Origin of the sequence: Mycobacterium sp. OTB74, assembly GCF_029892685.1 — a bacterium.
Taxonomy (GTDB): domain Bacteria; phylum Actinomycetota; class Actinomycetes; order Mycobacteriales; family Mycobacteriaceae; genus Mycobacterium.
In genome coordinates this window covers 141,782-152,895 of sequence record NZ_JARXVD010000005.1, presented here as the reverse complement: position 1 = coordinate 152,895, position 11,114 = coordinate 141,782, and the positions used below count along the sequence as shown (strand labels likewise).

8 protein-coding genes are annotated in these 11,114 nt (G+C 67.5%); all 8 read left to right on the top strand.

Annotated features, from left to right (window positions below; translation table 11 throughout):
• The first annotated feature begins 29 nt into the window (after window positions 1-29).
• Window positions 30-842, top strand: a complete 813-nt coding sequence (locus M2432_RS10030; protein ID WP_280826643.1) for an NUDIX hydrolase — start codon at window positions 30-32, stop codon at window positions 840-842.
• A gap of 83 nt (window positions 843-925) precedes the next feature.
• Window positions 926-3,289 (top strand): hypothetical protein, encoded by a 2,364-nt coding sequence (locus tag M2432_RS10025; RefSeq protein ID WP_280826724.1) that lies wholly within the window; start codon window positions 926-928, stop codon window positions 3,287-3,289.
• Window positions 3,286-6,741 (top strand): murein biosynthesis integral membrane protein MurJ, encoded by a 3,456-nt coding sequence (gene murJ, locus M2432_RS10020; protein WP_280826642.1) that lies wholly within the window; start codon window positions 3,286-3,288, stop codon window positions 6,739-6,741. Before M2432_RS10025 ends, murJ begins: the two co-directional genes overlap by 4 nt.
• Before the next feature lie 110 nt (window positions 6,742-6,851).
• A complete protein-coding gene (gene sigM, locus M2432_RS10015) occupies window positions 6,852-7,412 on the top strand; it encodes an RNA polymerase sigma factor SigM (protein WP_280826641.1) in 561 nt (186 codons plus the stop codon).
• A gap of 59 nt (window positions 7,413-7,471) precedes the next feature.
• Window positions 7,472-8,275, top strand: a complete 804-nt coding sequence (locus M2432_RS10010) for a hypothetical protein (protein WP_280826640.1) — start codon at window positions 7,472-7,474, stop codon at window positions 8,273-8,275.
• 115 nt (window positions 8,276-8,390) lie between these two features.
• Complete coding sequence (gene trxB / locus M2432_RS10005; protein WP_280826639.1) at window positions 8,391-9,326, top strand: thioredoxin-disulfide reductase; 936 nt, start codon at window positions 8,391-8,393, stop codon at window positions 9,324-9,326.
• Between the two features lie 48 nt (window positions 9,327-9,374).
• On the top strand, window positions 9,375-9,698 hold the full coding sequence (gene trxA / locus M2432_RS10000) for a thioredoxin (RefSeq protein ID WP_280826638.1): 324 nt from the start codon (window positions 9,375-9,377) through the stop codon (window positions 9,696-9,698).
• Between the two features lie 154 nt (window positions 9,699-9,852).
• Complete coding sequence (locus M2432_RS09995; protein WP_280826637.1) at window positions 9,853-11,049, top strand: N-acetylmuramoyl-L-alanine amidase; 1,197 nt, start codon at window positions 9,853-9,855, stop codon at window positions 11,047-11,049.
• The last annotated feature ends 65 nt before the right edge of the window (window positions 11,050-11,114 follow it).

Below are 11,114 nucleotides of genomic sequence, written 5' to 3'. Positions count from 1 at the left end.
CTCCAAGCTCGACAACTACTATCGCTTGGGTGTCGGAAGGCGAGCGTGCCCAACCACGACGGCGCCGGGGTCGGCGCCGCGGTCGACGCTCGGCCGGTACATCCCCCGACGACACGCCACTGAACGAATCGAATCCGCACCCGGACGCTACCGGCGCCGAGGCTGCCCCAGCCCCGTCCTCTACTTCGTCAATGTCCCCGACAGCGTCAGCCGATCGCAAGCCGCATCCCAGCCGCCGGACCCCGGAACGGTTGCGGACGGTGCACGAAACCTCGGCCGGCGGCCTGGTGATCGACGGTCTGGACGGGCCCAAGGACACGCAGAAGGCCGCGCTCATCGGTCGTATAGACCGGCGCGGCCGCATGTTGTGGTCGCTGCCCAAGGGCCACATCGAGATGGGCGAGACCGCTGAGCAGACCGCCATCCGGGAGGTCGCCGAGGAGACCGGTCTGCAAGGCAGTGTGCTCGCCGCGTTGGGCAGCATCGACTACTGGTTTGTCACCGAGGGGCGCCGGGTGCACAAGACGGTGCACCATTACCTGATGCGGTTTCTAGGCGGCGAACTATCCGACGACGACGTGGAGGTCACGGAGGTGGCCTGGGTGCCGCTGCGCGAGCTGCCCTCGCGTCTGGCCTATGCCGACGAGCGCAAGCTCGCCGAGGTGGCCGGTGAACTGATCGACAAACTTCATGCCGACGGACCAGGGGGCCTACCGCCGTTGCCGCGTACGACACCGCGGCGCCGGCCCCAGACCCACTCGCGCACCCGCAACCCTCGCACAGACGACTCCGCCCATCCCCAGCCCGGCCGCCGCGCGAACGGCTGCGGTCCAGGTTCGTGAACGCCCGGTCGGCAGCCTGGCCGGCACATCTGTTGCGGATCCTCGGGGTCGCCGTCCTGCTGCTGTTGTTCGTTTCACCGGCAATGCCGCAGCCGGCCTTCGGCCAGCCTGCCCCCACCAATTTCCTGCGACTGCGGATCGACCACGTCACCCCCGACGTCGTGACTACCACCAGCGAGCCGACCGTCACGGTCACCGGCACGGTGAGCAATGTCGGCGACCGGACCGTGCACGACGTCATGGTCCGCCTGGAACACGCCGCCGCACTCAGCAAGTCGACGGAGCTGCGCACCACGCTCAGCGGCGAACCCTCCGACTATTCGGCAGTCGGCGACTTCACCACGGTGTCCCCGGAGCTCGCGACCGGCCAAAGTGTGCCTTTCCGGTTGTCCTACCCGGTGCGCTCAGCCCGAGCGCAGGCACTCGACATCGACAAACCCGGGGTATACCCGCTACTGGTCAACGTCAACGGCACCCCGGACTACGGCTCCGCCGCCCGCCTCGATGACGCCCGCTTCCTGCTGCCCGTGCTCGGCGTGCCGGCCGGCTCCGCTCAGAATGCAGACACCTCTGTCAATCCGTCGGCGCCGCTGGGCGGGCTGGTCCCGCCTGACACCGCGCATCCTGTGCAGACCACGCTGCTGTGGCCGCTGGCCGACCGGCCACGCCTGGCCGCCGGGGTGCCCGGCCGCACCACGCCCGTTCGCTTGACCGACGACGACCTGGCCACCTCGCTGGCCAACGGCGGTCGGCTGGACACACTGCTGTCGGCGGCCGACTTCGCCACCAGCGATCCGGTCGACCCGGGCGGGCCGGTCCGCCGGGCAATCTGCCTGGCCGTCGACCCCGACCTGCTGATCACCGTCAACGCCATGACGGCTGGCTACGTGGTGGCCGACGACCCGTCCGCGGCGCTGAACTCCCCCACCCACCCTGGCGCTGGGCAGCAGGCGGCGATCAACTGGCTGGGCCGGTTACGCACCCTGGCCCAGCACCTGTGCGTGACGCCGACGGTGTACGCCCAGGCCGACCTGCGGGCACTGCAGCAGGTCGGCGACGCCGGCCTCAACGGCACCGCGACCAGCGAGGCCGGGCCCATCGTGAACCAGATCCTCGGCATCACCTCGGTACCCGGCGCAACCCTGTTGGGCGACAGCCCACTCACCGCGCAAGCGGTTCAACTGCTGTCCGGACAGCCCGACCCAACAGTCGCGATCGCTGTGGCACCTGCCAGCGACTCTGGTGAGTCCGGTGAGTCCACGGCTGCCGACACTTCCCCGAAGCGTTACTCGGCCAAGGTGACCGCGGCACACTTCGATCCCGCTGTGGCCGCCACCCTGGCCGCGGCGGGCCGGGTTCCCATCGCGCCGGGCTACCTGGATCCGGCGCTGAAGGTGCCGCTGGCACACGATTCTGAGGTGGCCCGCCGCCAAGACGCGATGGCCGCGGTGCTGTGGCGCGGATTGTCACCCGATACCGAGCCCCGCACGCAGGTCCTGATGCCCCCATTCGCCTGGGACCTCGCCCCGGACGACGCGCAGGCCGTCCTGACCGCAGTCGCCACCGCCATGCACGCCGGGCTGGCCACACCGCTGTCGCTGCCCGATTTGATCAACCAGACCCGCGCGCTACCCGCGGATTCTGTACAGCCATCGCCCACCCAGAGCAGCGGCGACCCGCGATCTCATGTCTCCGACGCCATCACCGAGCACATCGGCAACGTCACCGACCGGATCTGGGGACTGAACGCCGCCCTGACCGTTGACACCCAGACCGGGCTCACCGGCGATCAGTTCACTGCTCCGCTTCGCGAAGACATGCTCCGGGCGCTGAGCCAGTCGGTGCCGCTGGATATCCGCGACGCGTCGGCCCAGCAGCGGGTCACCACCACCGAGAACTCGGTCAACGACCTGTACCAGTCCGTCACGGTGGTCAACCCCGGCGGTTCCTACACGCTGGCAACCGAACGCAGCCCACTGCCACTGGCGCTGCGCAATGACCTGCCGGTACCCATCCGGGTCCGCTTGGCCATCGACGCGCCACCCGGCATGACGGTCACCGACATGGGTGAGATCGAGCTGCCACCGGGGTATCTGCCGCTACGGGTACCCATCGAAGTGCACTTCACCCAGCGGGTGGCGGTCGATGTCTCATTGCGCACCGCCGACGGGCTGGCGCTGGGCGAGCCGGTGCGACTGTCGGTGCACTCCAACGCCTACGGCAAGGTGCTGTTTTTTATCACCCTGTCAGCCGGCGCGGTCCTGGTACTGCTGGCCGGACGACGGTTGTGGCACCGGTTCCGCGGCCAGCCCGACCGAGCCGACCTCGACCGGCCCATCATTCACCCCGGCCCGCACGGACCCACCCGGCACGCCGACCACGACCACTCCAGTCACCGGCCCGATCCGCTTGATGTAGCGATCGCCCACGCGCCGGAGGACACATGACCCGGCCCGACGCGAACGCCCAACCCGCGCCGCCCCGCCAGGAACTGTCCGATGCCGCGGTGGTCTCCCGGTCCTGGGGTATGGCCTTCGCCACCCTGATCAGCAGGATCACCGGGTTCTTCCGGATCGTGCTGCTGGCCGCCATTCTCGGCGCTGCCCTGTCCAGTTCGTTCTCGGTGGCAAACCAGCTGCCGAACATGGTGGCCGCGCTGGTGTTGGAGGCGACGTTCACCGCCATCTTCGTGCCCGTACTGGCGCGCGCCGAACGCGACGACCCCGACCACGGCGCCGCCTTCGTGCGCCGGCTGGTGACGCTGGCCACCGCACTGCTGCTGGTGACGACGGTGCTGTCGGTGGCAGCGGCCCCGCTGCTGGTGCGGCTGATGCTCGGCGGCGACCCGCAGGTGAATCAGCCACTCACCACCGCGTTCGCGTATCTGCTTCTGCCGCAGATCATCTTCTATGGGTTGACCTCGGTCTACATGGCAATCCTGAACAACCGCAACATCTTTGCCCCGACAGCCTGGGCACCGGTGGTCAACAACGTCGTCGCCATCCTCACGCTGGGCGTATATGTGCTTGTCCCCGGAGAACTTTCGGTCGATCCGGTGAAGATGGGCAACGCCAAACTGTTGGTGCTCGGGATCGGCACCACGCTCGGTGTGGTCGCGCAGGCGGGCATGCTTCTGGTGGCCTTGCTCCGCGAACGGGTGGACCTGCGTCCGCTGTGGGGCATCGATAAGCGGATCAAGAAGTTCGGCACCATGGCCACCGCGATGATGCTGTACGTCCTGATCAGTCAGGCCGGCCTGATCGTCGGCAATCAAATCGCCAGCCACGCAGCGGCTTCCGGCCCGGCAATCTACAACTACACCTGGCTGGTGCTGCAACTGCCGTTCGGCATGATCGGCGTCACCGTGCTGACCGTGGTCATGCCGCGGCTGTCCCGCAACGCCGCGGCCAACGACAATCCCGCCGTGCTGGCCGACTTCTCGCTGGCTACCCGACTGACCATGCTGACGTTGATCCCGATCGTGGCGTTCATGACCGTCGGAGGCCCGGCGATCGGCACCGCGCTGTTCGCCTATGGCCATTTCGGTGCCACCGACGCCGGGTATCTGGGCATGGCTATCACCCTGTCCGCCTTCACGTTGATCCCGTATTCGATGGTGCTGCTGGAACTTCGGGTGTTCTACGCGCGCGAGCAACCCTGGATTCCGATCGCGCTGATTGTGGTCATCACCGTCGTCAAGATCATCGGCTCGCTGATCGCCCCGCACCTGACCGACGACCGCGAAATGGTCGCCGGATACCTTGGCCTGGCCAACGGGCTGGGCTTCCTGGCCGGTGCCATAGTCGGCTACCTGCTGTTGCGGTCACAGCTGCGGCCACATCGCGGACGCCTCGTCGAACCGGCGGTGATCCGCACCATCCTGGTCACCATCTTCGCCTCGCTCGCTTCGGGCTTGCTGGGTTATCTGGCCGACCAGCTGCTGGGCCTGGACCGGCTGACCGCCAACGCGGGTGCGGCCGGCTCACTGATTCGGCTGGTGCTGCTCGGCATCATCATGCTGCCGGTGATGGTCGCGGTGTTGGTGGCCGCCAAGGTGCCCGAGGCCGAAGCCGCGATCGCGCTGGTACGGCGCAGGCTGGGCCGCTCCCCGGTCCGCCTGCTGGCACAGCCGGCTCCGGCGGGCTCGTCGGTACCTGGGGTCTCACAGGCTTCGGTCCCGTACGCTGGTCAGAGCAATTCGGACCGGCTGCGGAAAGGATTTGCGGTGACGGACGCTCCTGCGGGCAACGCTGTACCTGGTTCGCCGTCCGGGCAGTCTGGTGACGACGGCTCGACCACGCGGATGCCCAGGCCCGGCGCCGACGAGTTTCAACCGGACGCACCCGCCGACCCGACGTTGGCCCACATCCCCGACATCTCCGATGTCTCCGCCGGCGAACTCGGTGGCGGTGGCGAGGACCGGCTCCGGGCCGGCGCCCTCGTTGGCGACGGAAGGTACCGCCTGCTGGTATTCCACGGCGGACCGCCCAACCTGCAGTTCTGGCACGCCCTGGACACTTCGCTGGACCGCCAGGTGGCGCTGACCTTCATCGATCCCCAGGCCTCGCTGCCGGACTCTGTTATCGCGGACATCCTTTACCGCACAAGGCAATTGAGCCGTATCGAGGCTCCCGGGCTGGCCCGCATCCTGGACGTGACGTACCTCGGACGTGGCGGGTTGGTGGTCAGTGAATGGGTCCGTGGCGGTTCGCTGCCCGAGGTGGCCGCCACCGCGCCGTCTCCCATGGGCGGTGCCCGCGCCATCCAGTCGCTGGCGTCCGCGGCCGAGGTCGCCCACCGCGCCGGGGTCGCGCTGTCCATCGATCATCCGGGTCGGGTCCGGGTCAGCATCGATGGTGATGTGGTGCTGGCATTCCCCGCCACCCTGGCGTTGGCCACCCCCGAGGACGACATCCGGGGCATCGGCGCGGTGCTCTACGCCCTGCTGATCAACCGGTGGCCATTGCCCGAAACCGGTGCCTTGAGCGGCATGCAACCCGCCGACCGGGACGGTGCCGGCCAGCCCGTCGAACCGCAGTCGGTCAACAGCACCATCCCGTTCCAGATCTCGGCCGCTGCCGCCCGGGCGGTCCAGGAGGGCGGCGGAATCCGTTCTGCCCCAACGCTGCTGAACCTGCTGCAGCAGTCGACCGCCATCGCAGACCGCACCGAGCTGCTGGAGCCGATCAGCAGCACCGAGTCCCGCACCACCCGGATCCGCACCGACACTCCGGACGAGGAGGATGCCGCCGCTCGCCGCCGCAAGGCGCTGATGATCGGAATCGGCATCGGCGCCGCAGTTCTGCTGGTGGCGCTGCTGGTGTTGGTCTCCGTCCTCAAGAACATCTTCGGCGACGTGGGCGGCGGGCTGGACCGTCAGCAGCTCGGGCTGAGCAGTCCACACTCGACCAGCGGCCCCTCGCCGACCACGTCCGCACCGACGCCGGGCAATGCGGTCAAACCCGTTGGGGTAACGGTGTTTTCACCGGGCGGTGAGGCCGATTCGCCCAGCACCGCCAACAATGCGATCAGCGGTGCGCCGGGCGCGGCATGGACAACCGACACCTATAGCGACGCCGCGCCGTTCCCGAACTTCAAGAGCGGCGTCGGGCTCATGCTGCAGCTGCCGCAGGCCACCAGGGTGGCTTCGGTAAGCCTGAACCTGACCAGCACTGGCACCGTGATGCAGCTCCGCGCGGCGCAGAACGCGAACCCGGCCTCGCTGGACGACACCAAGGTGCTCAGCCAGCCGACGCCCATGAAGCCCGGGCCCAACACCATCTCGGTGAGCAATGCGTCGCCGACGTCGTACCTGCTGGTGTGGATATCCACGTTGGGTTCGGTCGACGGCAAGAGCAAGACCGACATTTCGAACGTCGTGGTCAAAGCGGCGGCCTGACGCGTTATCCACAGTCCCTTCACAGCTGTTTCCCCAGCTCAGCGTGCCCAGGCCAACGACCACGTAAATTGCCGTCGAATCCGGGTTCCACCGCCACATAGGGTTCGGATGTGGGTAGTTGGGGGGCGCCACGATCGCCGGCAACAGATGCAGAGCTGCTTGCGGCTCACGTCGCCGGTGACCGTTACGCCTTCGAGGAGCTCTTCTACCGCCACCACCATCAGCTGTATCGGTTGGCTCGGCTGACCAGCTACGGCCCTGAAGACGCTGACGATGCGTTGCAGGACGCGCTGTTCAAAGCGCACCGGCACGCGCCGGGTTTCCGCCACGACAGTTCGGTGAGCAGTTGGCTGTACCGCATCGTCGTCAACTCTTGTCTGGACCGCCTGCGCCGCAACAGTTTTCATCGGTCCGAGGTGCTCGACGAAGCCAGCCTCCATGTCGCTGATCCGGCGGCCGGGGTGGAAACCACCATGACCATCGAGCGCGCGTTGCTGCGCTTGCCCATCGAGCAGCGGGCGGCGGTCGTCGCAGTCGACATGCAGGGCTACTCCGTCGCCGAGACTGCCGTGCTCCTCGGCATCCCCGAAGGCACGGTGAAGAGCCGCTGCGCCCGGGCCCGGACCAAGCTCGCCCGGTCGCTTTCCCATCTCGTGCACCACCGCGATTGAGGGCTGCCGTGCCCAGCGTTGACGGGCCATTAGGCTTGTGCCGCGGGGAGGGATGCCGGTTGCACGACGAACACGAATCGGACGGCCAGCAGGCCGAGTCCACTGGCGCGGCCAGCGGCCGTGCCGCTGAAGCTTCTGTGTCGCTGAGCCAACTCGCCGATCTGCAGGCCGGCCTGGTCGACGACACCACCGCCTCCGAACTGCGCCGACGCATCCGCGACGAGCCCGAACTCGCCCGCCAGTTCGCAGCATTGGAGCAGGTCCGCCATTCCGTGGCCAACCTGCGCGCGGACACCGCGCCGGCGATCCCCGCCGACGTCGCAGCCCGGATAGGCGCCGCACTACGGGCAGCCGATGCGCCGGCGCCCGAACACCGCGTGGTGGGTCGACGCCCGCATTCAACTGGCCACGGTGCCCAGCGCCTGCTGCGACGGCCCGCTGTCGCAGTGGCCTCAGCCGCCGCGCTGGTGGCCATCGGCGTGGGTGGCGCCCAGCTGCTCAGTACTCCGGATCACCCGATCTCCACAGGTCCCACCGCGGCCTCGGTCACCGTGCCGCGGCAGGCCGGCATGCCCTGGTCCGATCAGCAGATCCTGGGCCTGCTGGCCCGGCCGGCAGACCTGGGGACCCTGGCCGACAGTGGCCGCCTGCCTTCGTGCCTGCAGGGTCTGGGCTACTCGGATGCCCACGTACTCGGCGCTGCGCGAGTGACGGCGCTGGGCCGGCCCGAGGTCCTTTTGGTGCTGCCCCGGACCGGGACACCATCAGTGATGGCGCTACTGGTATCCGACAAATGCAATGCTCAGGACGCAGGTCTGGTGGCCGATGCGGTCATCGAGCGAGCGGGCGGTGGCGGCAGGTAACCGGTGGCGGCCCGCCGAGTCGCGGCCCGACACCAGGCTGGGAACAGTGCCGCCTACCCTGGTGTTATATGCGTGCCGACCCGCGGCAACCGGAAGCGCCAGCTGAAAGGCGGAAATGACCACCCCAGACACCGTGCATGACGTGATCATCATCGGCTCCGGTCCGGCCGGGTACACCGCGGCGGTGTACACCGCCCGTGCCCAGCTCAAGCCGCTGGTGTTCGAGGGTATCCAGTTCGGCGGTGCGCTGATGACCACCACCGAGGTGGAGAACTACCCAGGCTTCAAAGAGGGCATCACGGGCCCTGAACTGATGGACGAGATGCGCGAGCAAGCGCTGCGTTTCGGTGCGGACCTGCGGATGGAGGACGTTGACGCCGTCGACCTGACCGGACCGGTCAAGACCGTCACCGTCGGTGACCAGACCTACCGGGCACACTCGGTCATCCTGGCGATGGGTGCCGCGGCCCGCCATCTCGGCGCACCAGGCGAGCGAGAGCTCATCGGCCAGGGCGTGAGCACCTGTGCCACCTGCGACGGGTTCTTTTTCCGCGACCAGGACATCGCGGTGATCGGCGGCGGCGACTCGGCCATGGAGGAGGCCACCTTCCTCACCCGGTTCGCCCGCAGCGTCACCCTGATCCACCGCCGCGACGAGTTCCGCGCGTCCAGGATCATGCTGGAGCGGGCCCAGGCCAACGAGAAGATCACCTTCGTCACCAACACCGAAGTGCTTGAGGTGGAAGGGGATTCGAAGGTCAGTGGCCTGCGGCTACGCAACACCGTCACCGGTGAGGAATCCAAGCTGCCGGTCACTGGCGTGTTCGTGGCCATCGGCCACGACCCCCGCTCGGGTTTGGTGCGCGGCCAGGTGGAGCTCGACGACGAGGGCTACGTGCAGGTACAGGGACGCACAACCAACACCTCGCTGGACGGGGTGTTCGCCGCGGGCGATCTGGTCGACCACACCTACCGGCAGGCCATCACCGCAGCCGGCAGCGGCTGTTCGGCGGCAATCGACGCCGAGCGCTGGCTCGCCGAACGGCATTGACATCATCGGTTCGCCGATGCCCGTAACCCTTCACAGACAGGAGCACCCATGAGCGCGACGGTCACCGTTACCGACGGTTCCTTCGACAGCGACGTACTGAAGAGCAGCACGCCCGTGCTGGTCGATTTCTGGGCCACCTGGTGCGGCCCCTGCAAGATGATCGCTCCGGTGCTCGAAGAGCTCGCCGCCGAGAAGGCCGGCGCGCTGACTGTGGCCAAGCTGGACGTCGACGCGAACCCGGAGACCATGCGTGCCTTCCAGGTGCAGTCGATTCCCACGCTGATCCTGTTCAAGGACGGCCAGCCGGTGAAGCGACTGGTTGGCGCCAAGGGTAAGGCGGCGCTGTTGCGCGAGCTCGGCGACGCGATCTGAACCAGATCACTACTCGATCACTACTCCGAAAAGCCTTCGGCAGCATAGTGCCGAAGTTTCAGGATTCCGCGAGGCGTCTGCGACAATAGAGACAGCCATTCGCGCCGGTGCGTAGTCGTTCGCTCGCCCGGCGTCCGTGACTGAAAGGCCAGGAATGTCGATACTGCGTCGCGGTGACCGGGGAGCTTCGGTCACCGAGATTCGGGCGGCTCTGACGGCACTCGGACTGCTGGATAACCCCGATGCGGACCTGACCACCGGCAAGCACATCGCACTCGATCTGTTCGACGAGAGTTTGGACCAGGCCGTTAGGGCCTTCCAGCAGCAGCGTGGGCTCCTGGTGGACGGCACGGTCGGTGATGCCACCTACCGATCGCTGAAAGAGGCCTCGTACCGACTGGGGGCTCGCACGCTCGCTCACCAGTTCGGCGCCCCGATGTACGGCGACGATGTCGCCTCCCTGCAGGCTCGCCTGCAGGATCTCGGCTTCTACACCGGCATGGTCGACGGCCACTTCGGCCTGCAGACTCACAACGGGTTGATGTCCTACCAACGCGAGTATGGGCTGTTCCCGGACGGTATCTGTGGCCCGGAGACGTTGCGGTCCCTGTACTTCCTGGGGTCCCGCGTTACCGGCGGCTCCCCACACGCCATCCGCGAGGAAGAGTTGGTGCGACGCAGCGGCCCACGGCTGTCCGGCAAGCGCATCATCATCGATCCGGGCCGCGGCGGTGAGGATCGCGGGCTGATCATGACCAGTCGGTCCGGCCCGGTCAGCGAGGCCGACGTGCTGTGGGACCTGGCCAGCCGGCTCGAAGGCCGCATGACTGCCATCGGCATGGATACCTTCCTGTCCCGGCCGGTCGGCCGGAGTCCGTCAGACGCCGAGCGGGCTGATACCGCCAACGCCGTCGGGGCCGACCTGATGATCAGCCTGCGCTGCACACAGTTGCCCAGCACGGCTGCCAACGGTGTCGCGTCTTTCCATTTCGGTAACTCACACGGCTCGGTGTCCACCATCGGCCGCAACCTTGCCGACTTCATCCAGCGAGAAGTCGTGGCGCGCACTGGTTTCCGCGATTGTCGCATTCATGGCCGGACCTGGGATCTGCTGCGGCTGACCCGGATGCCCACCGTGCAGGTCGACGTCGGGTATGTCAGCAATGCACACGATCGCGCGCTGCTGACCTCCCCCGGTTCCCGTGATTCCATTGCCGAGGGCATCCTGGCCGCGGTGAAGCGTTTGTACCTGTTGGGCAAAAACGACCGTCCCACAGGCACTTTCACGTTCGCCGAGCTGCTTGCCCACGAGATGTCGGTCGAGCAGGCCGGCCACGCCGCTCAGAGTTAACCTCTCTGCTTAACGCCGAAAGGCCAGTTGTCACACGCTTTTTCACGGTTCGTGTGTGGTGACTG

What these genes read in the sequence shown, in the direction of transcription:
- M2432_RS10025 (WP_280826724.1), top strand. Translation starts at nt 926, where the DNA reads ATGCCGCAGCCGGCCTTCGGCCAGCCTGCCCCCACCAATTTCCTGCGA.
- murJ (WP_280826642.1), top strand. Translation starts at nt 3,286, where the DNA reads ATGACCCGGCCCGACGCGAACGCCCAACCCGCGCCGCCCCGCCAGGAA.
- trxB (WP_280826639.1), top strand. Translation starts at nt 8,391, where the DNA reads ATGACCACCCCAGACACCGTGCATGACGTGATCATCATCGGCTCCGGT.
- trxA (WP_280826638.1), top strand. Translation starts at nt 9,375, where the DNA reads ATGAGCGCGACGGTCACCGTTACCGACGGTTCCTTCGACAGCGACGTA.
- M2432_RS09995 (WP_280826637.1), top strand. Translation starts at nt 9,853, where the DNA reads ATGTCGATACTGCGTCGCGGTGACCGGGGAGCTTCGGTCACCGAGATT.